A 26,228-nucleotide genomic window follows, 5' to 3' on the forward strand; every position below is an offset into this window, starting at 1 on the left:
CGACATGCCCGCCGGTCGGCCCGCCACGTTCACTGTCGGCGCAACCCGTTACCGTTGGACCGTGATGAACCCGGTGACCGAAGTAGAGCCAGCCGCCCAGGTGCGGGCGGGCGACAACGCCGCCGACCGGCCGCCGCTAGACCTGGATCCCTCCCAGCAGGCCGTGCTCGAGCTGCCGGATGGCCGTTCGGCCGCCGTCATCGGCGCGCCCGGCTCTGGCAAGACCCGCACCCTCGTGGAATTCGTCGCAGACCGCGTGCTCCGCCTGGGCATCAGCCCCAGCGAGGTGCTGGTTCTCGTGCCCACCCGCACCGGCGCCACGGCGCTGCGGGACCGGTTGGCCCTGCGCCTGCGGGTGCCCACGAACGGTCCGTTGGCCCGCACCGCGAACTCTGTGGCCTTCCAGATCGTGCGGGACGCCGAGGTGGCGGCCGGACACACCAGCCCGACATTGCTCACCGGTGGCGAGCAGGACCAGATCATCGCCGAGATCCTGCAGGGCGACATCCTGGAGGGCACCGGGCCGGCCTGGCCGAGCCCGCTCGACGCCGAGGTCAGGGGCCTGCGCGGTTTCCGCACCGAGCTTCGCGACCTGATGATGCGCGCCGTGGAATACGGTGTCACGCCCGAACGGCTGAGTCGCCTGGCCGCCGACACCGAACGACCGGAGTGGGCCGCTGCGGCCCAGTTCATCACGGGGTACCAGGAGGTCAAGGACCAGAGCCGCCCAGGCCAGTTCGACTCCACCGAGCTCGTGCAGTTCGCCGCGGCGATCGTGCAGGCCGCCCCGCGGACCCTCCCGCGGAACGGAGCAGTGCGATCCGCCTCGGCCACCGCTGTGAGCGCCGGCAACCCACTCGGTCCGCTCGGCGATCTCCGGCTGATCGTGCTCGACGACGCCCAGGAGGCCACCCAGTCCACGCTGGCGCTGCTGGCCCAGTTCGCCGCCCGCGGCGTCACCGTCGTCGCGTTCGGCGATCCCGACCTCAGCACCGGGTCGTTCCGCGGCGCCCACCCGGACGCCCTCGGCCGCCTCGCCCACTACCTGGGCCTGCCCGACGTGGCCACGCTCACCCTCGACACCGTGCACCGGCACGGCCCCGAGTTGCGCGCGGTGATCCGCGAGTTCACCGGCCGGATCGGCGCCGCCGCCGCCGGAACCCAGCGGGCCGCCGGAACCGTCGTCGGTGCCGCAGCCACAGGGACGGACGAGGCCACAGGGACGGACGAGGGCACCGGGCCGGACACCACGGCAGCGGGGACCGACGCCGCCGGCGGGATGGTGCAGACCGTCGTCACCGCGAGCCCGGCCGACCAGCTCGCCGTGATCGCCCGCCGGTTGCGCGAACGGCACGTGCTCGATGGGGTGCCCTGGGGGCGGATGGCCGTGATCGTGCGCACCGGCGCACTGGTGCCCGCCCTGTCCAAGGGGCTGGCCGCCCTCGAGGTGCCCACCCAGGTGGCCGCCTCCCAGGCGGCGCTCCGCGACGAACCGGCCGTGCGCGCGTTCATCCTGGCCCTCGATGTGACCCTCGGGCGCCGCCCGCTCGACGCCGATGCCGCCGTCGACCTGCTGCGCGGCCCGCTCGGGGGCCTCGACCCGATCACCCTGCGGCGGCTGCGCGCCGCGCTGCGCCAACAGGAGCTGAGCGAGCCGGAGCCTGGCGACCCCGAGGGGACCCACGACCCGGCCCACGTTGCCCATCCCGCGCGCACCGCCGACGAACTCCTGGTGGAGGTCTTCACCAACCCGGCGCTGCTGGAGAGCATCGACAACCGCACCGCCCGGCGGGCCGCCTCCTGCGCCAAGAACCTGCGGCAGACCCGCACGGCGTTCGCGGCCGGCGCCACCATCGAAGAGCTCCTCTGGGGGCTCTGGCAGCGCAGCGGACTCGCCCCCGCCTGGGCGGAGCAGTCCACCGGTACCGGCATCGACGCCGACGAGGCCAATCACAACCTCGACGCGGTCGTGGCCCTGTTCTCCGCCGCCCAGCGCTTCGTCGAGCGCACCCCCGCCGCCCCGCCCGTGCTCTTCGTGGAGCACCTCGTCGACACCGACGTGCCCGAAGACACCCTCGCGCCGCGGGCGACGGCGGAGTCGGTGCTCGTCTCCACCCCCAGCGGCACCATCGGCCGGGACTACGACGTCGTGGTGCTCGCCGGGGTGCAGGAGAACGTCTGGCCCGACCTGCGCATCCGCGGCTCGCTGCTCGGCGCCGGCGACCTCGCCCTGCTCGCCGCGGGGGAGCAGCCCGACCCGGCCGGTGCCCGCACCAGCGTGCTGCACGACGAGCTGCGCATGTTCGCCCAGGCCGCCTCCCGCAGCACCACCGAACTGCTCGTGACGGCCGTCGACAACGACGAGAACCAGCCGTCGGCGTTCCTCAGGCTGCTGCCCGAACCGGACCCCGCACCGCTCACCCGCTACCCGCTGTCGCTGCGCGGCCTGGTCGGTCGCCTGCGCCGCGACCTCACCCAGACCCTCCGACCCCGGCTGTCGCCGGCGGCCGACCCGGTCGGCGCGCTGCCCGCTGTACTGCCGGCCCGGGCCACGGATGCCGCGGCCACGCTCGCCCGCCTCGCCCGCGAGAAGGTGCCCGGCGCCTCACCCGAGGAATGGTACGGACTGCGAGAGGCCAGCACCGTGCGCCCGCTCAACGATCCGGAGGCCGGCGACGGCCCGGTGCGGGTCTCACCGTCGCGCATGTCGGCGTTCGAGACCTGTCCGTTGCACTGGCTGATCGGCCAGATCGGCGGCGGCGACTCGAGCACCGCGGCCAACCTCGGCACCATCATCCACAAGGTCATGGAAGACGCCACCGACCCGGCCGGCGCGGACGATCCGGCCCTGATCACCGCGGACGCCCTCTGGGCCGGCGTGGAGGCCCGCTGGGGTGAGCTCGTCTTCGACGCCGACTGGCAGTCCAGGGTGCAGAAGACCCAGGCCCGCGAGCTCACCGACCGCCTCGCCGCCTACCTCGGCGACGGGGCCCGCGACGGCACCCGGCTGCTGAGCGCCGAGGGCCGCTTCCAACTGGACCTGGACGGTGCCGTGCTCTCCGGCACCATCGACCGGGTGGAACGGCTCCCGGACGGACGCGCCGTCATCGTCGACCTCAAGACCGGCAAGGGCGACCCGACCAGCGACACCGGCGTCGCCGAACACCCGCAGCTCGGCGCTTACCAGCTGGCCTTTGCGGCCGGCGTCATCGACGGCCTGGAACCGGGTATGGAGCTCGCCGGTGCACGCCTGGTGATCGTGTCCTCCGGAACCCAGAAGCAGAACTACCGCAACCCCACCCAGCCGGCCTTCACACCCGACGAAATCGCGGCCTTCAGCACGCGGGTTACCGACGACGCCGCCGGAATGGGCGGCGCCACCTTCGTGGCCGAGATCGCCGACCACTGCCTCGACCCCCGCTCCTACGGCTCGTGCCGTATCCACGTCATCAAGCAGGTCAGCTCATGAACCCCCCAGACATGAACACCGGCGGCGCGAACGCCGACGACACGTTCACCGCGACAATTCAGACCAGATCGGTCTCCGCCCTGGCCATCGCCGAGGCGCTGGGCATGTTCCCGCCCACCAGCGAACAGCAGGCCGTGATCGAGGCGCCGCTCAGCCCCACCCTCGTGGTGGCCGGCGCCGGAAGCGGCAAGACCGAGACCATGGCCAACCGGGTGCTCTGGCTGCTGGCCAACGGTCATGCCCGGCCCGACCAGATCCTCGGCCTCACCTTCACCCGCAAGGCCGCCGGCGAGCTGGCCGAACGCATCAACGGCCGCATCCGGCAGCTCAGTGAGGCCGGGCTGATGCCCGCCGGCGACGGCACGGCAGACCCCGTCACCGGCCTCACCGCAGGGCCCGACTCCGCCGACCTGTTCAACGCGCCGGCAGTGTCCACCTACAACTCCTTCGCCAGCCGACTGTTCACCGACAACGCGCTGCTGCTCGGCCGCGAACCCGAGTCGGTGCTGCTCAGCGAGACCAGCGCCTGGCTGCTCGCCCGCCGGGTGGTCGTGGCCCACGGTGACGGCCGCCTGGTGAAATACGGCAAGGGCGTCGACGCCGTGACGGATGCCGTGCTCTCGCTCAGCCGGGCGCTGGCCGAGAATCCGCCGCCGTACGTGCCCGGCGAGGAGCCCGAACCGCACGACCTGGCCCGCCTGGCGAACAGCTTCGGCTACCTCGCCGACCTGCCCTACGGCAACCCGCGCAAGAAGAAGCCGTACGACTCGGTGCTCGAGGCCATCGCCGCCGTGGCTCCGCTGCCCGTGCTGGCCGAGCTCGCGGATGCCTACGGGGCCGAGAAACGCCGCCAGGGACTGATCGAATTCTCCGACCAGGTGGCGTTGGCGTTGCAGGTCTGCCGCAAGGTGCCGGCCGTGGTGGCCCGCTACCGCGAGCAGTACCGTATCGTTCTGCTCGACGAATACCAGGACACCTCGGTGCTGCAGACCGAGCTGCTGCGCACCCTCTTCGCGCACCACCCGGTGATGGCCGTCGGCGACCCGCACCAGTCCATCTACGGATGGCGCGGAGCCAGTTCGGCCAACCTGCTCGGCTTCTCCACCGACTTCGCCGAGCTGGCCAACACCGAGGCACCCTCGATGTCGCTCTCCTACACCTGGCGCAACCCGGTGACTGTACTCGACGCCGCCAACGCCCTTGTCGCGCCGCTCAGCGCTCAGCTGCGCGCCCGGCCCAACGGCATCCAGGTGGAGACCCTCAAGGTCCCCGCCGGCAAGGCAGCCGGCCGGGTGGAGGCCGCGATGCACGAGACCATCGCCGACGAGGCTGCCGCCATCGCGCGCTGGTTCGCCGCGCGGCTGGGCAGCGAGACCTCGCCCGCCGACCCCGACGCAGAGCCCCGCTCGGGGGCGATGCTTTTCCGCGCCCGCCGCGACATGGAGTTCTACGCCGAGGTGCTGCGGGAACACGGCGTTCCCGCGCACGTGCTGGGCCTCGGCGGCCTGCTCTCCACACCGGAGGTGGCCGATGTGCTCGCCGTGCTCCGGGTGGTGCACGACCCGTCCGCCGGCAGCGACCTGATCCGGCTGCTCACGGGCGGCCGGTGGCGCATCGGGGTGCGCGACCTGCAGGCCTTGTCGGACGTGGCCGGTTGGCTCGCCACGCACGACTGGGCGCAGAAGGCCGTGTCGGACGAGCTCAAGGCCAAGCTGCGCGCATCCGTCGCCACCGAAGAGAGCCGCTCGCTCGTGGACGCCCTCGACTTCGTCGCCGGTGTGCCGGAGACCCACGGCCAGCTGGCCGCGTTCAGCGACGAGGGACGCCTACGGCTCCGCCAGGCCGGCCGGCAGTTGGCCTGGCTGCGCAGCCGCGCGGGACTTGGCCTGCTCGACTTCGTGCGCCTGATCGAGCAGGAGACCCTGCTCGACCTCGAACTGGTCGCCAACGAGAGCCACGGCAGGGCCCTGGCCAACCTCTACGCCTTCCACGACGCCGTGTCGGCGTTCCTCGACAGCGACGAGCAGGGCACCCTGGCCAGCTTCCTGCGCTGGCTGGCCCGGGCCGAACGCCAGGACGACCTCGGCCCGCGCGGTGAGGCGGCCGAACCCGGCACCGTGCAGCTGCTCACCATCCACGGGTCCAAGGGGCTCGAGTGGGACTTCGTGGCCATCCCGGGCATGACCGAGAAGAACCTGCCGGCGCCGAGCCGGGAGGTGTCGGGCTGGCTGCGGTTCGGCGAGCTGCCCTATCCCTGCCGGGGAGACCGGGCCGAGCTGCCGGAGCTGCGCCGGCTGGGCCACGAGACCCAGCTCTCCTTCGACATCGACTTCGAGCTGTACAAGCACGAGCTCGCCGACCGGCACGACGCCGAGGAGCGGCGGCTGATCTACGTGGCCACCACCCGGTCCCAGCAGCAGTTGCTGCTCACCGGAGCGTTCTGGGGTGGCGGCACCACCGTGCGAAAGCCCAGCCGGTACCTGCTCGAACTGGCCGAGGCCGGGCTCATCCCCGAGTTGCCGGAGGGCAGCGAGCACGACGAGAAGCCCCTGACCGACGAGGACACCAGTGAGGTCTGGCCGTTCGACCCGCTCGGCACCCGGCGCCCGGTCGTGGAGGCCGCCGCCACGCTCGTGCGCGCCCAGGGCGGCGACATCGGGGACGGCGACGGCGAGGACGGCAGGGACCCGGACGAGCCGGACACGCCCTGGTCGCGGGAAGTGACGCTGCTGCTCGAGGAGCGCGCGCTGCGCCTTGCCGGCCCCGTCGCACTCGACGTGCCCACCCGCATCCCGGCCTCCCGGTTCAAGGACTACGTCGACGACCCGGCGGCCGTTCTGGCCCGGCTCCGGCGCCCGATGCCCGAGCGGCCCTACCGGGCCACCCGGCTGGGCACCCTGTTCCACTCCTGGGTCGAACAACGCTCCGCCGGCGGGTCCTCCGGGGATCTCCTCGATGCGAGCATGGACGAGCTCGACCTCGATCTCGAGGCCGACGAGGAGTCCGCCGTCGATTCAGGGACGGGCATGCCCGTCGAACTGGACCAGCTGGAGCAGTTCAAGGCCACCTTCGAACGCTCACCCTGGGCCAACCTGGCGCCGGAAGAGGTGGAGATCGAGATCCACCACGTGCTGGGGGAGCAGGTCTTCATCTGCAAGCTCGACGCGGTGTACAAGACCGAGACCGGCTACCAGGTGGTGGACTGGAAGACCGGCAAGGCGCCCAAGGACGCCGCCGACCTCGAGCTCAAGCAGACCCAGCTGGCGCTGTACCGGCTGGCCTACGCCACCTGGAAGGGTATCGACCCGGCCATCGTCGACGCGGTGTTCTACTTCGTCGCCGACGACACTGTCGTCGCCCCTGAGCGGCTCTACTCCGAGGAAGACCTCGTGCGGGCCTGGTCGTCGGTGGCCGGCGCATCCGCCGCCGTGGAGATCGGGCCGGTGGCGTCGTCGGTGTAGTCGGTGTCCGAACCGGCGGCGCCGAAGCCAGTGCCGTCGAAGCTGGTGACCCGGGAGAATGACCCGGTCTCGGCGAAGTCGCTGGTGCCGTACTCGGAGCTGTCGTCGCTGTTGCGCCCGGCCGACCCTGTTGCCGGCGTGCGCGGCATGTCCTCGAGCATCGACTCCACATCGGACACGCTGAGGATCGGGCCGGTCTCCGGCGACAGCGACTGCATGGTGTGGCTGTGCACGTTGTCGACCAGGCCGTCGAGCATCGACACGGCGTCGTCGATGATGGCGTCGTTGTGGATGTCGACGCCGTGCAGCAGCCACCGGGCCAGCTCGAGCTCGGCGTACAGCATCGCCCGCTGGGCGATCAGCGGGTCGTTGCCCTGCCGGGTGGCCGTGTAGGTGGCGATGGCCGTCTCGGCGGCGTCGCCGCGGGCGGCGAGTAGCCAGTTGAGGTCGCGGGCCGGGTCGCCCACACAGAGCGCGGACCAGCCGAGCACGCCGCACACGGCGTCGTCGCTGATCAGGAAGGACTCGGCGGTGAGCGAGCCGTGGATCACGGTCGGGGCGAACTGCCAGAGCGAGTCGTCGTCAGTGGCGAGCTCCCAGCGGCGCAGCAGGGCCGCCGGCAGCTTTCCGGTGTTCGATGCGCGGTCGATCAGGTCGATCGTGGCGGTGCGGCAGTCCAGCGCGCTCTGCTGCACGAGTCCGGCGTCGCCGATGAAGGCCGTGGGCAGACCGTGGATGGCCGCGATGGCGCGACCGATCGAGCCGGAGACCCCCTCGTGCCCGGTGAGCGCGTCGGCGTCGTAGGACGCGCCGGGCAGTCGTTCGTAGACCACGGCCCTGGTGCCCTCGAAGGGCGCCTGGCCCACGAAGACCGGCACGTCGAAGGGCAGCCGGCTACGGTTGCCGGTCGTGAGCGCGCGCAGCGCCACGAGGTCCGCCGACTGCTCGGTTTCCGCCGCTTGCGACGTGGGAACCCGGATGATCAGCTCAGTGCCGTCGCGGGTGATCAGCAGCGCGGAGTCGAACAATCCGTTCGCGCCGAGACTGTGGTTTCGGGCGTGGGCGACGTCGAGCTCCGGAACTGCATTGGTGGCCAACGCGGCTAGAGTGAGATGGGATCTGGCCATGCCTTCTAGGTTAGGTCGAGTTCCTCCCTGCGGCGCCATTCGCCACGCCTGCAGTCCACTTCGGCACGAGTTGCCCGAGCTTTGAGGGGCCTTGAATGTCGTTCAGGTTTACGGCCAGGCTGCCGCTTTCCCGGCACGCCGTCGATCGCGACAACGATGCCCGCGCCCGCACCGATCTGTTCGAGACCCTGTGGGCGGATGCCGGCACCCGCCTGCTGCCCCTCTGGCACGGCAAAGCGCTGCTCGCCGAGCCTCTCAGCACGGAGCTCGAGAACGCGGCGCCGCGTGTGCTGCTGCTGGCGCCGGCCGAGCTGGCGGCCGGGCCCGGCGCATCCGGTCTGCAGGTCTATCTGGGCCGCTCGCTCGACCCCGACGCCGCCGAACCGGTGGGCACCCCGATCATCGCCGTGCCGCTCGACGACGAGCAGGCCGCGGCCCTCGAACCCGACGAGAGCCGCTGGGTGGGCCTGCGCGACTACGCCACCCTGCTCTCCGACCGGGACACCGGCATCTTCACCGAGTCCCTCGGCATCCTGCACTGGCACGAGTCGCACCCGCACTGCCCGCGCTGCGGCGCCGCCACCGAGGTCACCACCGGCGGCTGGGTGCGGCACTGCCCGGTCGATGGCAGCCAGGTGTTCCCGCGCACCGACGCGGCCGTGATCGTCCTCATCACCGACGACCAGGACCGCGTGCTGCTCGGCTCCAACGCCATGTGGGAGGCCAACCGGTACTCGCTGCTGGCCGGCTTCGTCGAACCCGGCGAGTCGTTCGAGTCCGCCGTGGTGCGTGAGGTCTTCGAGGAATCGGGCCTGCGCGTAGCGGACCCGGTCTACCACGGCTCGCAGCCGTGGCCCTTCCCGGCGTCGATCATGGTGGGCTTCACGGCCCGGCTGGCCGACGGCCAGCACTCCTCGGGGCTCGTGCCCGACGGCACCGAGATCCTCGACCTGCGCTGGTTCAGCCGGGCGGAGCTCTCCGACAGCGAGAACGGGATCATGCTGCCCGGTGCGTCGTCGATCGCCCGCGCCCTGATCGACGACTGGCTGGTCCGGCCGGCCACGGTGTCCCCGGGTGTCTGATCCGTTGACCCCCACCGCCGAGTCCCTGCTGACCGGGCTCGACGAGCAGCAGCGCGTCGCGGCGGAGGCCCTGATCGGCCCGGTGTGCATGCTCGCCGGTGCCGGCACGGGCAAGACCCGCGCCATCACGCACCGCATCGCCTACGGCGTGATGAGCGGCGCCTATTCGCCCACCCGGGTGATGGCGCTCACCTTCACCGCCCGCTCCGCTGCAGAGCTGCGCGGCCGGCTGCGGCAGCTCGGCGCCGGCGGCGTCGCCGCGCGAACCTTCCACGCGGCCGCGCTCTCGCAACTCAACTACTTCTGGCCGCACGTCGTGGGCGGGCAGGCGCCGCGCATCCTCGAGGGCAAGGGCCGGCTGCTCGGCCACGTGGCCGAGGTGCTCAAGCTCAAGCTGGACACCGCCACCCTGCGTGACCTGGCCGGCGAGATCGAGTGGCGCAAGACCTCCGGGCTGAGCCTGGAGCAGTACGCCACGGCCGGCCGGGCGCTGCCGGGCCGGCTGGACATCGATCAGGCCCTGGACATGCAGGCTGGCTACGAGCGGCTCAAGGACGACCGCAAGCAGATCGACTTCGAGGACGTGCTGCTGGCCATGGCCGGCATGATCGAGGCCGAACCGTCGGTGGCGTTGCAGGTGCGGGAGCAGTACCGGTTCTTCGTCGTCGACGAGTTCCAGGACGTGTCGCCGCTGCAGTACGACCTGCTCAAACTCTGGCTGGGCGACCGGCGGGATCTCTGCGTGGTCGGCGACGCCAGCCAGACCATCTACTCGTTCGCGGGCGCCCGCAGCGACTACCTGCTCGACTTCCCCAAGCACTACGAGGATGCCACGGTGGTGCGCCTCGAGCAGAACTACCGCTCGACCGCGGCCATCGTCGCCACCGCCAACCAGCTCATGCGCGGCCGGCCCGGCGCGCTGTCGTTGCACGCCGCCGTCGCCGAGACCGGGGTTGAGCCCGCTGTGCGGGAGTATCCCAACGACATGGCCGAGGCCAGGGGTGTGGCGCAGAGCATCGCCGAACTGGTCGCCGCCGGCACCGCGCCCGAGAACATCGCCGTGCTGTACCGGGTCAACGTGCAGGCCGCGCTGCTCGAGACGGCGCTGGGCGATGTGGGCGTGAGCTACCAGATCCGCGGATCGAAGCGGTTCTTCGACCTGCCCGAGGTGAAGCAGGCGGTGATGTCGCTGCGCGCGGCATCCGTCTCGATCATGGGCGAACCCCTGTTCAAATCGGTCAGCGACGTTCTGCGCGGCCTGGGCTGGAGCCAGACGGCGCCGGAGACCCGCGGTGCCGTGCGGGACCGGTGGGAGGCGCTCAACGCCATCATGGGACTCGTCGACCAGGCGGCCCCCGGCACCTCGTTCCGGCAGTTCACCGACGAACTCATGGAACGCCAGGTCGGCCAGCACGAACCCACCGTCGCGGCCGTGACCCTGGCCACCCTGCACTCCGCCAAGGGCCTGGAGTGGGACGCGGTCTTCGTCGTCGGGCTGAGCGAAGGGCTCGTGCCGATCAGCTACGCCGGCACGTTCGACCAGGTCGATGAGGAACGCCGCCTGCTCTACGTGGGCGTCACCCGGGCCCGCAAGCGGCTGTCGCTCAGTTGGTCCGCGGCCGGAAGCCAGCAGCGTTCCCCGCGAGAACGATCACGTTTTCTGGCAGAAATCGGCATCCGCACCGCACGTGCGGCCGGTGCGCGCGGCGCCTGACCGACAGGCTGATCGCGTCGATCGCCAACGACGCGGCGGTGAACTCGTTCGAGGCGGCGAACAGCCGCTCGTGCACGATGCCCGCCACCGTGGCGGCGGCCTCGATGCCGAGCCGCGGCGTCTCGGTGGACGCCGTGCGGTAGAGCAGCTGGCAGGCGATGGCGGGCCAGGCCGGATCCTCATCGACCCGGTCCAGCTCCAGGCAGGTCAGGCAGGGGCCGGCGCCCGGCTCCACGAGCGGGCCGACCCGCACCTCGGCGTCGCTGAACAGCACCGGCAGGTGGGGAATGTCCCGCCGCAGCCAGCGGACGTGCCGCTCGGGAGCCAACACGAAGTGGTCGACGATCACCGCCAGGTCGGGCAGCGGCGGGGGCGACGCCGCACCGGTCGCGGCGAGGACCTCGGTCGTCACCACCGTGATGCTCAGCTCGCCCAGCAGACTGCGAATGCGATCGGCCGTGGCGCCGGCGCCGTCGACGCACACGACCGGGCGGTGGCCGGCCAGGGCCCGGTCGGCCGTAGTACCGCCGGAAGCGGTGCGGGGTCGGGCGTCGGACCGGGCAGCGTCGTCGGGCCCGGGGTGGGCGGTGCCCGGCGGGGAGGCACCCGCTGGAGCACCCGTGCCCGTCGAACCGTCTGCCACGGCGCCGGAATCCGCCGCTGTGTCGTTCGCTCCGGTCATGACGTCCGCCGTACCTCCCACCAGGGCCGGACCCAGGGCGCTCAGCAGGGCGGAGGTCGCCTCATCCGTTGCGCCGGCCTGCCGCCCGAGCATCAGCGCGCCGGACCGGGGCACGCCGCCGCGGAGCGCAGCGATGACGCCCTCCAGCGGCGCCGTGACCCCGGGCACGATCGCCAGCGGCCGGTCGATGCCCAGTTGGATGGTGTCCGGGGTGCGCCAGACGAGCGGATACCGCGGGTCGAGTCGAAGAATCATCCGGCGATTGTCTCCCGGGGGCGGCAGGGGGCGCGGGATTCATCCACAGGCGCCGGAGGCAGTCCCGCACCCCGGCCGACACGCACGCGACCGGCCGGCGCACACTCAACCGTGATCGCCGCGATGACGGCGCTTTCCGCAGGCGCAATCCAGACTCTGCGCCTAGGCTGACGCAATGACAGAGCAAACTTCTCCGCGGCGAGTCCTCGTTACCGGTGCCACCGGATACATCGGTGGCCGGCTGGTTCCCCGGCTCCTCGAGGCAGGGCATGACGTGCGGGTCCTTGTGCGCTCCCCGCAGAAGCTCACCGATGTGCCGTGGGCCAAGGACGTCGACATCGTCGAGGGCGACCTGGGCAACCCGGAGTCGCTGGCCGCGGCGAGCACGGGCATCGACGTGTTCTACTACCTCGTGCACTCGATGGGAGCCAAGGGCGACTTCGAGCAGACCGAGCGCGAGGCCGCCCGGAACGTCGCCACGGCAGCGGCCGAGGCCGGGGTCTCCCGCATCGTCTACCTCGGCGGACTGCACCCGGACACCGACACCCTGTCACCGCACCTGCGGTCCCGCGCGGAGGTCGGCCGTATCCTGCTGGCATCCGGCGTGCCCACCGTGGCCTTCCAGGCGGGCGTGGTGATCGGGTCCGGCTCCACGTCCTTCGAGATGATCCGGCACCTCACCGATGTGCTCCCGTACATGCCCGCGCCCAAGTGGGTGCGCAACTTCATCCAGCCCATCGCCGTGCGCGATGTGCTGTACTACCTGCTCGCGGCGGCCGACGTGCCCGCCGACGTGAACCGCACCTTCGACATCGGTGGGCCCGACGTGCTGCGCTACGGCCAGATGATGAACGGCTACGCCCTCGAGGCCGGCCTGCACCAGCGTCCCATCGCCGCGCTCCCGGTGCTCACGCCGTGGCTGGCCTCGCAGTGGGTCAACCTGGTCACCCCCATCCCCAGGAGCCTGGCCATTCCCATCATCGCCTCGCTTCAGTACGACTGCGTGATGCACGAGCACGACATCGACGCGGTGATCCCGCCGCCCGCCGGCGGTCTCACCACGTATCGCCGGGCCGTTCGCCTGGCGCTCGGCCGTATGCGCGACGGCGACGTGGAGACCAGTTGGCAGAACGCGGCCACCGAGGGCGCGTCGAGCAACCCGCTGCCCAGCGACCCCGATTGGGCCGGCCACCTCGTCTACACCGACCTCAAGGAGAAGAAGACGTCGGCCAAGCCGGCCGACTTGTGGCGCGTCATCGAGAGCATCGGCGGCGACAACGGATGGTATTCCTTCCCGCTGGCCTGGGCCGTGCGCGGCTGGATGGACAAGCTTGTCGGGGGAGTGGGGCTGCGACGCGGCCGGCGTCACCCCGATCGTTTGCAGACCGGTGACGTGCTCGACTTCTGGCGCGTGGAACGCATCGACCGGGGCAGCTTCCTGCGCCTGCGGGCGGAAATGCTTGTTCCCGGACGTGCCTGGCTGGAGATGCGCGCAGAACCCACGGCTGATGGCGGCTCGATCTACCGGCAGCGCGCTGTGTTCTTCCCGCGCGGATTGGGCGGCCGACTCTACTGGTTCTCGATCCTGCCCTTCCACGGTGTGATCTTCACTGGCATGGCCAACCGCATCACGGAAGCAGCCGAGACCGAGGCCGCAACCGTGCACGCGGAGACCGCCGTGGCCGACTCCGGCGTCACGGATTCCGCCGCAAGCACCCCGCCGGAAACCCCGGAGACCGCCGAGGCCGCGGCCCTGACCTAGCAGCCGATCAGATCGGGGTAGCCGTCCGGCCGAGGAGAGGTTCCAGTCGTCAGCCTGTCGGTGCACAATCTCTCTGCTCGGGTTCGTCGAACCCGGTGACCCGCCCTGCGTTGGGGGCCATGCCCCTCTATTCCTGGCATTGTGAGCAGCGTCCCGGTGCACAATTTCGTAGCACGCGCACACGGAAACACGTGATTCCAATCTCGGGCTAAATGGGCAGGCTCTGGCCAAAAAAAGTTCTCCACAACCTTGTTTTTCGGGCACACAAAGGTGCGAGATCGGGCTACTCTCACTGCATGTCCAGCCTCGCAGCAATCTTCGCCCCCGACACCGTCCCGGAGCCGGCCCGTCCGGCCTCCGCGACGGTGCCGCCGGCGCTGGCTGCGGTGCCGGTTCTGGCCGAGGTTCGCCCGGCGGGCCCGGCGGGTTCGTTGGCCGAGGCGGTCGCGGCGGTCGCCCGCTGGGGGTCGTGCAGCGCCGATTACGACGCCCTGTCGGACGCGGATGCTCTCGCGTGCCAACGCGATATCGCCCGGCTGTCGGAGACGGTCGGTACCCGGCAGGTGTGGGTGGCGAAGACCATCGCGCACCGGTCCCGGCCGGAGTTGGGCCAGTCCGGTCTGGCGCAGCAGCAGGGGTATCTGAACCCGGACGGTTTGATTCAAAAGCTCACCGGGTCGACCAAGGCCGACGCGCGCCGGCTCGTGGACGTGGGCCGGATGCTCGCCGACAACGAGGCCGCCGCCGCGCAGGCCGCCGCCGCCGCCGAAGACGAAGCCGCCCGCAGACTCCTCGACGAGCTCGACGGTGCTGGCGGGGACCCGGAGTCGACGGGGCTCGACGGCCAGAACGAACTCGACGGCCTGAACGGGCCGGAGGGGCTGGACGGGGTGGGCATTCCGGGCATTGATCCGGCGTTGCTGCCGTGGCACCACAAGATCTCCGAGGCCGTGACCTGCGGGGCCCTGTCCGTGGCGGCCGCCCACGCGATCCGCACCGGGCTCGGTGACATCGACACCGTCGTGACGGGGCCGGTCCTCGCGACCGCCGTCGAGGAGTTGCTCCGGGATGCCCGAACGCTGAACGTGGACCAGTTGCTCAAGCGGGCCCGCCGTACCCGGGACTCCCTGGACGCGGCCGGCATCATCGTGCGGGAACAAAAAGCGTGGGACGACCGCTCCCTGCGCGTGTGGACGAACCCGTCCGGCCAGGTGCACCTGCACGGGGTGTTCCCGCCCGAGCAGGGAGCGTTCGTCCTCTCCGCCTACGACAGCCTCACCAGTCCCCGCCGCGGTGGGGTGCGCTTCGTCGACCCGGCCCGCGCGAAGTGGGCGCAAAGCGTGCGCGATGACCCGCGCAGCACGGAGCAGATCGCCGCGGACGGTTTCCTTGCCCTCCTCAAAGCCGGCACCGAGATCAACCCCAACCGCATCCTCGGCGGCCGCCAGCCCTCCATCCGCATCATCACCCACCAGGCCACCCCCGGCACGGCACCCACCCCGACGCCGACCACCCCCGGCACGGCACCCACCCCGACGCCGACCACCCCCTGCACCCGCACTCCTGCCACCACCGAGAACCCCACCAGGACCGCGAATCCTGCCGCCACCGAGCACCCCGGCCGCACCGGCACCCCTTCCGACACCGAAACCACTGCCCCCGCGGGGAATTCAGCCTTCACCGGGACGGATACCCCCACCGGCACCTCAATACCCACGTGGACCTTCTCCACCGCAGCATCACCGACCCCGGCACCCCACCTCAACGGCCCAGCGCGGCCCGACCCACTCATCCCGCCGGGCCCGACGTCCCACGTCGACGGCCCGGCCCGGCCTGACCCGGTCGTCCCGCCGGGGGCGGGACTCCTCCTCCTGCGGGATCTGGACGAGATCCTGGCACCCCCGCCCGACCTCACCGCGCACGGCTACCTCGAGGGCAACCCCGCACCCCTGTCCCAACCCACCCTCGACCGGCTCACCTGCGACAGCGGCAGCCTGCCCATCACCTTCAGCACCGACAACCAACCCCTCAACCTCGGCCGAGACGAGCGCCTCTTCACCCCCGCCCAACGCATCGCCCTCGCCGCCCGCGACGGCGGCTGCCGCTGGGGCGACTGCGACAAACCACCCGCCTTCACCGAAACCCACCACATCGACCACTGGCTCCGCGACCACGGCACCACCGACATCCGCCACGGCATCCTGCTCTGCAACCCCCACCACCGCCTCCTGCACAACCAAGGCTGGCAAATCTTCGAAAACCAAGGCCACTACTGGCTCCGCCCACCCGCCACCATCGACCCCGGACAAACCCTCATCGAAATGCCCAGCAAAACACCCCACCAACACTGACACTGACAGCCGGTCACGAGGTCTCGACAAGCTCGACCAACGCGACGGGCGCGGACCGCGGACAAGGTCACCAGGTCTCGACGGGCTCGACCAACGCGATGGACGCGGACCGCAGACAGGGTTGCGAGGCCTCGACAAGCTCGACCAACGCGATGGACGCGAACCGCAGACAAGGTTGCGAGGCCTCGACAAGCTCGACCAACGCGATGGGTGGGACAGCAGACAAGGTTGCGAGGTCTCGAGAAGCTCGACCGGCGCGATGGACGCGGACCGCAGACAAGGTTGCGAGGCCTCGACAAGCTCGACCAAAGCGATGGGCGCGGACCGCGGGCAGGGTTGCGGGGTCTCGACGGGCTCGACCGGCGCGATGGACGCGGACCGCGGACAAGGGTGCGAGGCCTCGACGGGCTCGACCAACGAGATGGGCGTGACCGCAGACAAGGTCACCAGCCTCGACGGGCTCGACCGGCGCGATGGGCGCGGACCGCGGACAAGGTTGCGAGGTCTCGACAAGCTCGACCAACGCGATGGACGCGGACCGCGGGCAGGGTTGCGGGGTCTCGACGGGCTCGACCAACGCGATGGACGCGGACCGCGGGCAGGGTTGCGGGGTCTCGACGGGCTCGACCGGCGCGATGGGCGCGGACCGCGGGCAGGGGTGCGGGGTCTCGACGGGCTCGACCGGCGCGATGGGCGCGGACCGCGGGCAGGGGTGCGGGGTCTCGACGGGCTCGACCGGCGCGATGGGCGCGGACCGCGGGCAGGGGTGCGGGGTCTCGACGGGCTCGACCGGCGCGATGGGCGCGGACCGCGGGCAGGGGTGCGGGGTCTCGACGGGCTCGATCAGCGGGATGGGTGCGGACCGTAGACAAGGTTGCGGGGTCTCGACGGGCTCGATCAGCGGGATGGGTGCGGACCGCGGACAGGGTTGCGGGGTCTCGACGGGCTCGACCAACGGGGTGGGCGCGGACCGCAGACCGGGTTGCGGGGTCTCGATGGGGTTGACCGGCGAGAGGGGCGGACGGCGCAGCGGAAGGGGTGGGGTGGCCGGGCGGCTGCCGGGAGGTTGACAGGTTGGACCCTAGCCAGGGGCCAGCCTGGGGCGCATCATGGTAGGCAAGCGTTGGGGAGGCGACATGTCCGGAGTGGTGGTATTCGTTGGCGATGGTCTCAGCGCCGGCGCCCGCTGGGAAGAACGCCTCGGCGAGTTTGAGGTCCACAACCTCGGAGTGAGCGGCGACACGACGGATGATGTGATCGCACGGCTCGACGCCGTCGTCGAGATCGACCCCGATGCCGTGGTGCTGCAGGTGGGGACGAACGATGTCGGCTGGCATCGCTCCGACGAGTACGTCGTGCGCAACATCGAAACCATCCTGTGCACTCTCCGCAAGAAGCTTCCGGGCACCAGGGTGCTCATCCAGTCCGTGCCGCCGCGAGAGCGTGACGCCGTTCCGGTGATCCGATCGATCAACCGGCATCTGCGCCAGTTTGCTCCCACCGTGAAGGCCCGCTACCTCGACCTGTGGCCGGCTCTGGCGGATGCCGAGGGCACGCTGAGCGCCGAATGGTCCACGGACAGCCTCCATCTCACCGAAGCCGGATACGTCGTGTGGCTCGGTGAGCTCCGTCCGGCGCTCATCGACATGCTCGAGCATCCGGCCACCCTGCCCATTAGGACACAACCCGCCTGACCTGCACTTCTCCTGCTCGGCGTCGGCGGCGCACGTCACGTCGGCCGGTGGCTAGCATGAAGGCATGCGCAGACCTGCACGTCGTCCTCTCAGCATTGTCCTCGCCGCTGCCGCTCTCGCCGGAGCCGTGGGGCTGGCCGGACTCACCGGCATCTCAGCCGCCGTCGCTGACTCGTCCGGCGCTGCCGCGGCTCGGAGCGTCGCTGGCTCGGTTTCGGTGCTGCCTGCCGGGCAGGTGCGGCCGGCGAGCGTCGACGACTTCAGCTTCGTCTCCATGCACGCCGACTACCAGCTCGGTCGCGACGCCGACGGCCACTCCACCCTGGCCGCCACCGAGACTCTCGTTGCCCGGTTCCCCGACACCGACCAGAACCGCGGCATCCGGCGGGAGATCCCCACCCACTACCAAGGCCAGCCCACCGGACTGACCATCGACAGCGTCACCGACGAGACCGGCCAGCAACGCGACACCGAGACGGAGACCATCTCCGATGACACCGGTGCCGAATACCTCAGCGTCACCATCGCGGCCGACGACTTCGTGCATGGCGACCAGACCTACGTGATCAACTATCACCAGACCTACGTCACCTTCTCGCCCGATGACACTGCCGACCAGGAGTTCTACTGGGAGGTCAACGGCACCGGCTGGGCCCAGCCGTTCGGGGCGGTCTCAGCCACCGTGCATGTGGCGCCGGACCTGGTGCCGCACCTCACCGGCCAGACGGCGTGCTACCAGGGCGGATCGTCATCCGGCACCGAGTGCGATTCCCTCGACAGCGTCGCCGCGGGCGACGGCTGGGTCGTCGACGCCGAGGCGCGCGACCTGGCTGCGCACGAGGGACTCACTGTCGCCGTGGGGTTCGACGCGGGAACCTTCGTGCCCCGCGACGACTCCTTCACGGCGAACGCCTTCCCCACGATCGCCCTCCTCGCCGCCCTGGCCGCGCTCATCACCGCCGGGATCGCGGTGCTCCTGCGCACGACCCGGTGGCGCAACCAGCCCGGCCGGCCCACCATCATCGCCGAGTACCTGCCACCGGCAGGCGTGAACCTGCTGCAGTCCGGCGACGTCCTCGGCGCCCGCGCCTCAGGCAAGGCCATGACCGCCCAGTTCCTGCAGTTCGCCGTGCGCGGCAACCTGCGGGTGCTCGAGGGCGACGGCAAGAACCACTACCTGCTCGAGTTGCGCAGCCGCGAGGGTCTCGACGCCACCGAGAGCACCGTGCTCAACGCCCTGTTCCCCTCGAACCGGCCCATCGGTTCGGTGCGCGACCTGAAGAAGAAGAGCACCACGTTGGGCACCGCCCTGCAGAAGGTGCGCCGAACGGCACGCAAACGGATGCTCACCGACGGCCTCCGGGAGAAGAAGGGCGGGGCCGTCCGCCGCTGGCTCATCGCCCTGGCGATCGTCGCCGGTGTTGTCGCCGTCGTGGCGAGCATCATCACCTTCGCCACCGAGGTCGCCGGCGCGTGGCCGCTCTTGTTCCTGGTCGGTGGGCTGGCCGCCGCGATTGTTACGCTTGCCGTAGTCGGCGACGTGCGACCGCTCACCGCGAGCGGCGCGGAACTCCGCGACTACCTGAAGGGCGTCACAGTGTATATCTCGCTGGCTGAAGCAGACCGGCTCCGGGTGCTGCAAAGCCCCCTGGGCGCGCTGCGCACGCCATACCGACCGGACGGTGCCGGCACCGTCTCGACCGAGCCCGTGCAGGTGCTCAAGCTCTACGAACGCCTGCTGCCCTACGCGGTGCTCACGGGCGAGGAAAAGCAGTGGTCGAAGGTTCTCGGCGACTACTACGACGGGACGCGAGCACAGCCGGACTGGTACGTCGGCACGGCTCCGTTCAACGCCGCCTACTTCGCGACGGGTGTGGCCGCGTTCGCCTCGTCCACGTCGTCGGCGTGGTCGGGTAGCGCCTCGAGTTCGTCCAGTTCCGGTGCCGGCGGGGGCGGTTCCGTCGGTGGCGGCGGTGGCGGCGGCGGGGGAGGGGGCGTCTGATGGGCACTCCGGCAGAACCTACCTATACCCGGTCGGCCCTGGCGCCCGGGCTGCTCGGAGCCATCGCCCTCCTGGCCGGACTCGCCCTGCTCGATGTCGACAGTTTTGTCATCATCCGCTACGTCGTCAGCATCCTGGCGCTCATCATCTGCGTCTTCGTGATCCAGGCGAAGTCCTGGTGGTGGCTCATCGGGCTGGTGCCCATCGCGGTGCTGTGGAACCCCATCGTGATCATCGAGCTGCACGGCCAGGGCTGGGTGTCCGCCCAGTTCATCGCCGCTCTGGTCTTCATAATCGTCGGCATCCGTACTAAGGTCCCGACGGCGGTGCACCGCTGAGAACAGGTCCGGGCATAGACTGAGTACGCGTCTGGAGAACCTGGTTAGTGTCTCGACCGTTGTCCTGCGTCGATCAGCTCCTTCGAGGCTGCCCGATGCCGGTCACGTTGCTCGTTTTGCGGGGTTCGGCGTATCGATCGCACAGGCATCCACGGATGCTCAACACGACGAGCGCGCACTGTGTGCCGCGCTGGTGTGAAGTGGAGAAAAATGGCTTACACCCGCCCTCAGGGAGCGGGCCGTGCTGGTGCCAGCAGCGGTCGAACCCGGCAGCGCCCACGCTCGCGTGACGACGACGCCCCCATCATCCCGATCCTCGCCCGCAAGGTGCGCGAGGTCGAGGCGAAGGCCCAGAGCGGTACCAAGCTCGGCCCCACCAATCGCACCAAGTACCAGGTCATCGCCCTGCTCATGCGCGAGGAACGCGCTCGGGTCAAGGCCGACGGCGAGCTCACCGACGCCAACCGCGCTGAGCTGCTCAAACGCCTCGACGGCATCGCCCAGATCCTCGCGAAGACCGCCGCCCGCGACACCAGCCTGATCACCCTGCTCGAACCGGATGCGGGTGTCTCCACCGTCGCGCAACGCTTCCGCCGCGACTGGCTGCTGGAATCCGGAGCCGAACTCAGCCCGGACGAACTCATCATCACCCGCGAACCCGAGGCCAAGCCCGAGGTGCCGCAGAACCAGGTCATCCCGCAATCGGTGCGGGCCCGCCAGCTGGCGAACCCGTTCCTCGCCCCCGACTTCAGTGCCGTGCAGGCCGCGCCGGTGTCCTCGGCCCGTCGCCTGGCCAACTGGGAACTGCTCGGCCCGCTGTTCAAGGCGTTCGAATACGGCTCAGGCGGCCAGGCCGCCAGCATGGACCTGCCCGAGGCCCCGAACGTCGACAGGTTCTCCCCGCGCGGCATGGAGCTCATGCGGCACCAGGCCCGCTTCATCGAGAGCGCCCGCCTCGGCCACCGCAGCTACCTCCTCGCCGACGAGCCCGGCCTCGGCAAGACGGCGCAGAGCCTGCTGGCCGCATCCGTCGCCGGCGCCTACCCGCTGCTGGCGATCGTGCCCAACGTCGTGAAGATGAACTGGGTGCGCGAGGTCGAGCTGTGGACGCCGCACCGCCGCGCCACCGTCATCCACGGCGACGGTGACACCCTCGACGCCTTCGCCGACGTGGTCGTGGTCAACTACGACGTTCTCGATCGCCACCTCGCCTGGCTCGGCACCCTCGGCTTCAAGGGCATGGTCGTCGACGAGGCGCACTTCATCAAGAACCTGCAGTCGCAGCGTTCCAAGCACGTACTCAGCCTCGCCGAGCAGATCCGCCGCCGCACCCCGGGCAACAACCCGCTGCTGATGGCGCTCACCGGTACCCCGCTGATCAACGACGTCGACGATTTCCGTGCCATCTGGCAGTTCCTCGGCTGGATCGACGGCGACAAGCCCACCGCCAAGCTCATGCAGCGGCTGGAAGAGACCGGCCTCACGCCGGCCGACGCCGGCTTCTACACCGCCGCCCGGGCCGCCGTGATCGACATGGGCATCGTGCGTCGCCGCAAGGTCGACGTGGCCGCCGACCTGCCCGCCAAGCGCATCGCCGACCTCCCGGTGGAGCTCGACAGCGAACTCGGCCGGTCGATCCAGAAGGCCGAACGCGAACTGGGCGCCCGCCTGGTCAAGCGCTTCAAAGCCCTCGTCGCCGCGCGTCACCCCGGCGTCAAGGCACCCGTGCTCACCGAGGACGAGCGCGCCGCGTACATCCGCGCCGTCGCGCACGCCGATCTCGAGGAGTCCAAGGGCACCACGACCGGCGAGAACGTGTTCACCATGGTGCGCAAGATCGGCCAGGCCAAGGCCGGGCTCGCCGCCGACTACGCGGCCCAGCTCGCGCACTCGGTGGGCAAGGTCGTGTTCTTCGCCAAGCACATCGACGTGATGGATGCCGCGGAGGAGATCTTCGCCAAGCGCGGCCTGCGAACGGTGTCGCTGCGCGGCGACCAGAGCGCCCTGGCCCGCCAGGCGGCGATCGACTCGTTCAACACCGATCCCGAGGTCGCCGTTGTGGTGTGTTCGCTCACCGCCGCCGGCGTCGGTGTGAACCTCCAGGCCGCCTCCAACGTGGTGCTGGCCGAACTCAGCTGGACCGCGGCAGAGCAGACCCAGGCCATCGACCGGGTGCACCGGATCGGCCAGGCCGAACCGGTCACCGCGTGGCGGATCATCGCCGCGCACACCATCGACGCGCGCATCGCCGAACTCATCGGCAGCAAGCAGGGCCTCGCGGCCCGCGCGCTCGACGGGGCCGACGAGGAGCTGTCGCCCGAGGATTCGGTGCAGGCCAGCGCGCTGGTCTACGTGCTCACCCAGGCGCTCGACGGAGAGCTGTAACACCGGGCCGGAAGTCCCTACCCCCGAGCAGCGCCGCCGGTGTTGACTTGATCCAGGCCAGAGCGCGCCACCATGATGGTGGACGGGCAATCTGCCGCAACAATATGCATGCACTAAGGAGTAGCCAGATATGAAGATCGGTATCCTCACCAGCGGTGGAGACTGCCCAGGCCTCAACGCAGTGATTCGGGGTGCTGTTCTCAAGGGAGGCCGCGCGTACGACTCCGAGTTCGTGGGCATCCGCAACGGCTGGCGTGGGCTGGTGCAGGGCGAGTTCATGAAGCTCGACCGTCACAGCGTCCGTGGCCTCTCCCGCCAGGGTGGCACCATCCTCGGCAGCTCCCGCACCAACCCGTTCGAGGGCGAGAACGCGGGCCCGGAGAACATCCAGAAGACCATGGACGCCGAGGGTATCGACGCCATCATCGCCATCGGCGGCGAGGGCACCCTCACCGCCGCCCGCCGTCTCACCGACGCCGGCATCAAGATCGTCGGCGTGCCGAAGACCATCGACAACGACCTCGCGGCCACCGACTACTCCTTCGGCTTCAACACCGCCGTCGAGATCGCCACCGAGGCCATCGACCGGCTGCGCACCACCGCCGACTCGCACGGCCGCTGCATGATCGTCGAGGTCATGGGCCGCCACGTGGGTTGGATCGCCCTGCACTCCGGCATGGCCGGCGGCGCACACGCCATCCTCATCCCCGAGCAGCCGCAGACCATCGAGCAAATCTGCGCCTGGGTCGAGAGCGTCCGCGACCGCGGCCGGGCACCCGTGCTCGTCGTGTCCGAGGGCTTCCTGCTCGCCGAGATGGGCGAGGCCCACTCGCACAAGGGCCTGGACGCGTTCAACCGTCCCCGCCTCGGCGGCATCAGCGAGCTCATCGCCCCCATGGTCGAAGAGCGCACCGGTATCGAGGCCCGCGCGACGGTCCTCGGCCACACCCAGCGCGGTGGCGCCCCGTCGGCCTACGACCGCGTGCTCGCCACGCGTCTCGGCATGGCGGCCGTTGACGCCGTCGTCGAGGGCAAGTGGGGTTCGATGGTCTCCCTCAAGGGAACCGACATCAACACCGTCAGCATCGCCGACGCCACCATGGACCTCAACCGGGTCACCCAGGCGCGGTACGACGAAGCAGCCGTGCTCTTCGGCTAAACCCGAGCAGGCACAGAGAACTGCCCGGACGGCTCAGGCCGTCCGGGCAGTCGTGTGTCCGAGTCGTGGGCGCCCGGTTCGCGAAGGCGCGTGCGGAGGGGCGGTTACGCCGCGGGTGCGAGCTTGGCCTGCACCTGCGCGAGCGACGGGTTCGTCGCGGCCGAGCCATCCGGGAACAGCACCGTGGGAACCGTGCGGTTGCCCCCGTTGAGGCTCATGACGAGCTCGGAGGTGCCGTCGACCTCTTCGACGTTCACCTCGGTGTAGCCGATGCCGACCTTGTCGAGCTGGGTCTTCAGCCGCGAGCAGTAGCCGCACCAGGTAGTGGTGAACATCGTGATAGTTCCGGTCTGAGGCACAAAATCCATGCGTACAGCGTAACCGAGGTTTCCGGGAATCCGCGGGGCTCGGTCAGCCCTGGGGCGCTCGCTACGATTGAGGCCATGACCGACCTGCCCGAGGTGTGCGTGTGCTACCTCACCCGCCTGTCCGAGTCCGGCACCCCGCAGGTGCTGCTGGGCCGCAAGAAGAAGGGCCTGGGCCTGGGCAACATCGTGGGTCTCGGCGGCAAGCTCGAACCCGGGGAGTCCGCCCTGGAAGCCGCCGTGCGCGAGGTCGAGGAGGAATCCGGGCTGACCGTGTCGGCGGATGCGCTGACCGCGATGGGCGTGCTCACCTACCTGTTCCCGCACAAGCCCGCCTGGAGCCAGCGGTCGAACGTCTTCGTCACCGACCGATTCAGCGGCACACCGCGCGAGTCGGACGAGCTGAACCCGGTGTGGTTCACCATCGCCGACCTGCCCGTCGACGAGATGTGGGACGACGCCAGGCACTGGCTGCCCGGGGTGCTGGCCGGAGTGCCCGTCGAGGCCACCTTCACGTTCGGTGAGGATCTCGCCACCGTCGTCACTCGCGGCTGAACGGCAGAAGTACGGTTTCTGAACAGCTTCCGAACGGCTCCTGAATTGACCTGCCTGCCTCAGGCTGTCAGGATCAACGAGGCCCGGTTTCGAGCCAGCCAGTTCTCCTGGCGTGCCCGGGCCTCGGTCCAGCCGCGCTCGGGACGAATCACAAGGAAAGACGCCGGTGGACCTCACCCTTATCGTCGCGCTGGTCATCGCACTGGCCCTCATCTTCGACTTCACCAACGGGTTCCATGACACGGCCAACGCCATGGCCACACCGATCGCCACCGGGGCCATGAAGCCCAAGGTCGCCGTCGGCGTCGCCGCCGTGCTCAACCTCGTCGGTGCCTTCCTCTCCACCGAGGTGGCCAAGACCGTCTCCGGCGGCATCATCAAGGAGGGCGACGGCGGCATCCAGATCACCCCCGAGATGATCTTCGCGGGCCTCATCGGCGCCATCGTCTGGAACCTGATCACCTGGCTGCGCGGGCTCCCGTCCAGCTCCAGCCACGCCCTCTTCGGCGGCCTGATCGGCGCCACCATCATCGGCGTCGGCGCGCAGGCCGTGGCCTACGACGTGGTGCTGGCCAAGGTCATCCTGCCCGCGCTCATCGCGCCGATCACCGTCGGCATCGTCGCGTTCATCGCCACCCGCCTCGCCTACGCCATCACCCGCCGCGACGTGGGCAAGCCAGACGGCCGTGGCGGCTTCCGCTACGCGCAGATCTTCTCCTCCTCGCTGGTGGCCCTCTCGCACGGCACCAACGACGCACAGAAGACCATGGGAGTGATCACCCTCACCCTCATCGCCGGCGGCTACCAGGCCGTGGGCTCCGGCCCGCAGTTCTGGGTCATCGCCTGCTGCGCCCTGGCCATCGCGATCGGCACCTACACCGGCGGCTGGCGCATCATCCTCACCATGGGTCGCGGACTCACCGAGATCAAGCCCGCACAGGGCTTCGCGGCCGAGACCAGCACCGCCGCGACCATCCTCGCCTCCAGCCACCTCGGCTTCGCCCTCTCGACCACCCAGGTGGCGTCGGGATCCGTCATCGGGTCCGGCCTCGGCCGACGCGGCTCCACCGTGCGGTGGGGCATGGCCGGGCAGATCGCCCTCGGCTGGCTGCTCACCCTCCCGGCCTCCGCCATCATGGGCGCATTCGCGGCCGGGCTGGCGTTGCTCGGCCCGATCGGCATCGTGCTCGACGTCGTGATCGGCACGATCGTGGTCTACGTGCTGTTCCGCTGGTCCAAGCGCGACCGGGTATCGCACGACAACCTGCACGACATCGATGATGCCGGCCACGTGGTGAAGATCAAGAAGACCCCCCGCAAGCCGTCCCGCAAGGACCGACAGAAGGTTGCACTGTGATCGACTGGGCCGCTTTCCTCGTTGTCGCCGCGGCCTCGCTGGTCTCGTCGGCGATCGTCGTCTCGCTCTACTCCCTGGGCCTGCGGATGCTCACCACGGCCGGCCGCATCCCCACCGTCGAGCCCGCCGAGTTCACCGGTGCCATCACCGTGCTGAGCCCGGCCCGCGCCGCCAAGGACGCCAAGCGTGCCAAGAAGGCCCGCAAGGCGAACCCGCTCACGGACGGCCAGAAGCGCCTCGCCCAGTACGCCGGCTACCTCTGCTTCGCGGTGTGCGGCCTGATCGTGCTCTACGGCGTCTACCTGATCGTGCCCGCCCTGCACAAGTGACCTGGTCGCCGTTCCGCGAACCGTGAGCTGAGCCCCCCCCTCGGGCGTGCTCAGCTCACGGTTCGCGAACATCCGTCGCCCCGCAACGCCCCGCGATCGCGCGGGTCCACGTGCGTGCGTGCGAGCCATGGGCGTGCACGC

The 26,228-nt window shown here is 70.4% G+C and carries 17 protein-coding genes; 14 read left to right on the plus strand and 3 right to left on the minus strand.

All coding sequences use genetic code 11. The features are described from left to right. Positions 1-64: 64 nt before the first annotated feature. Positions 65-3,469 carry an ATP-dependent helicase gene (locus tag PA27867_RS05315; protein ID WP_084021375.1) on the plus strand — a complete coding sequence of 1,135 codons (3,405 nt, stop codon included), beginning with the start codon at positions 65-67 and terminating at the stop codon, positions 3,467-3,469. Further along, positions 3,466-6,930: an ATP-dependent DNA helicase gene (locus tag PA27867_RS05320; RefSeq protein WP_236900842.1), complete on the plus strand. Its 3,465-nt coding sequence runs from the start codon at positions 3,466-3,468 to the stop codon at positions 6,928-6,930. Before PA27867_RS05315 ends, PA27867_RS05320 begins: the two co-directional genes overlap by 4 nt. On the opposite strand, the gene PA27867_RS05325 is transcribed toward PA27867_RS05320, so the two are convergent. Further along, positions 6,840-8,057, minus strand: a complete 1,218-nt coding sequence (locus PA27867_RS05325; protein ID WP_084020724.1) for a phosphotransferase — start codon at positions 8,055-8,057, stop codon at positions 6,840-6,842. The genes PA27867_RS05320 and PA27867_RS05325 overlap by 91 nt on opposite strands. Before the next feature lie 95 nt (positions 8,058-8,152). Here PA27867_RS05325 and nudC point away from each other — a divergent pair, with 95 nt between their 5' ends. After that, entirely contained in the window at positions 8,153-9,139 is a 987-nt protein-coding gene (gene nudC / locus PA27867_RS05330) for an NAD(+) diphosphatase (protein WP_066594192.1), read from the plus strand. Next, the gene (locus PA27867_RS05335; RefSeq protein WP_066594194.1) at positions 9,132-10,853 is read left to right on the plus strand and encodes an ATP-dependent helicase; all 1,722 of its coding nucleotides are present in this window, start codon (positions 9,132-9,134) and stop codon (positions 10,851-10,853) included. Before nudC ends, PA27867_RS05335 begins: the two co-directional genes overlap by 8 nt. Here the strand turns inward: PA27867_RS05335 and PA27867_RS20550 are convergent. Further along, positions 10,744-11,790 (minus strand): TOMM precursor leader peptide-binding protein, encoded by a 1,047-nt coding sequence (locus tag PA27867_RS20550; RefSeq protein ID WP_157109131.1) that lies wholly within the window; start codon positions 11,788-11,790, stop codon positions 10,744-10,746. The genes PA27867_RS05335 and PA27867_RS20550 overlap by 110 nt on opposite strands. Positions 11,791-11,965: 175 nt before the next feature. Here PA27867_RS20550 and PA27867_RS05340 point away from each other — a divergent pair, with 175 nt between their 5' ends. The 7 genes from PA27867_RS05340 (at position 11,966) to PA27867_RS05375 (ending at position 23,481) form a co-directional block, all read left to right on the plus strand. Next, positions 11,966-13,552: an SDR family oxidoreductase gene (locus PA27867_RS05340; RefSeq protein ID WP_084020725.1), complete on the plus strand. Its 1,587-nt coding sequence runs from the start codon at positions 11,966-11,968 to the stop codon at positions 13,550-13,552. A 296-nt stretch (positions 13,553-13,848) separates the two neighbouring features. Then, positions 13,849-15,903: a DUF222 domain-containing protein gene (locus PA27867_RS05345; RefSeq protein ID WP_066594196.1), complete on the plus strand. Its 2,055-nt coding sequence runs from the start codon at positions 13,849-13,851 to the stop codon at positions 15,901-15,903. Positions 15,904-17,039: 1,136 nt separating this feature from the next. Next, on the plus strand, positions 17,040-17,597 hold the full coding sequence (locus tag PA27867_RS05355; RefSeq protein WP_066594200.1) for a GDSL-type esterase/lipase family protein: 558 nt from the start codon (positions 17,040-17,042) through the stop codon (positions 17,595-17,597). A gap of 64 nt (positions 17,598-17,661) precedes the next feature. Further along, positions 17,662-19,599 carry a DUF2207 domain-containing protein gene (locus PA27867_RS05360; protein ID WP_066594203.1) on the plus strand — a complete coding sequence of 646 codons (1,938 nt, stop codon included), beginning with the start codon at positions 17,662-17,664 and terminating at the stop codon, positions 19,597-19,599. Then, positions 19,599-19,937 (plus strand): DUF6804 family protein, encoded by a 339-nt coding sequence (locus tag PA27867_RS05365; RefSeq protein WP_066594205.1) that lies wholly within the window; start codon positions 19,599-19,601, stop codon positions 19,935-19,937. Before PA27867_RS05360 ends, PA27867_RS05365 begins: the two co-directional genes overlap by 1 nt. Positions 19,938-20,147: 210 nt before the next feature. After that, on the plus strand, positions 20,148-22,322 hold the full coding sequence (locus PA27867_RS05370) for a DEAD/DEAH box helicase (protein WP_066594207.1): 2,175 nt from the start codon (positions 20,148-20,150) through the stop codon (positions 22,320-22,322). Between the two features lie 130 nt (positions 22,323-22,452). Then, the gene (locus tag PA27867_RS05375) at positions 22,453-23,481 is read left to right on the plus strand and encodes a 6-phosphofructokinase (protein WP_066594209.1); all 1,029 of its coding nucleotides are present in this window, start codon (positions 22,453-22,455) and stop codon (positions 23,479-23,481) included. A gap of 104 nt (positions 23,482-23,585) precedes the next feature. Here the strand turns inward: PA27867_RS05375 and PA27867_RS05380 are convergent, their stop codons facing one another. Continuing rightward, positions 23,586-23,849 (minus strand): mycoredoxin, encoded by a 264-nt coding sequence (locus tag PA27867_RS05380; RefSeq protein ID WP_066594211.1) that lies wholly within the window; start codon positions 23,847-23,849, stop codon positions 23,586-23,588. Between the two features lie 75 nt (positions 23,850-23,924). Between PA27867_RS05380 and PA27867_RS05385 the strand changes: the two genes are divergently transcribed. From PA27867_RS05385 to PA27867_RS05395, 3 genes are all read left to right on the plus strand, one after another. Then, positions 23,925-24,401 carry an 8-oxo-dGTP diphosphatase gene (locus PA27867_RS05385; protein WP_066594213.1) on the plus strand — a complete coding sequence of 159 codons (477 nt, stop codon included), beginning with the start codon at positions 23,925-23,927 and terminating at the stop codon, positions 24,399-24,401. Between the two features lie 166 nt (positions 24,402-24,567). Beyond that, positions 24,568-25,758 carry an inorganic phosphate transporter gene (locus PA27867_RS05390; RefSeq protein WP_066594215.1) on the plus strand — a complete coding sequence of 397 codons (1,191 nt, stop codon included), beginning with the start codon at positions 24,568-24,570 and terminating at the stop codon, positions 25,756-25,758. Then, the gene (locus PA27867_RS05395; RefSeq protein ID WP_066594217.1) at positions 25,755-26,087 is read left to right on the plus strand and encodes a peptidase; all 333 of its coding nucleotides are present in this window, start codon (positions 25,755-25,757) and stop codon (positions 26,085-26,087) included. Before PA27867_RS05390 ends, PA27867_RS05395 begins: the two co-directional genes overlap by 4 nt. The last annotated feature ends 141 nt before the right edge of the window (positions 26,088-26,228 follow it).

The sequence above is a fragment of the Cryobacterium arcticum genome, from assembly GCF_001679725.1.
In the GTDB taxonomy this organism is placed as follows: domain Bacteria; phylum Actinomycetota; class Actinomycetes; order Actinomycetales; family Microbacteriaceae; genus Cryobacterium; species Cryobacterium arcticum_A.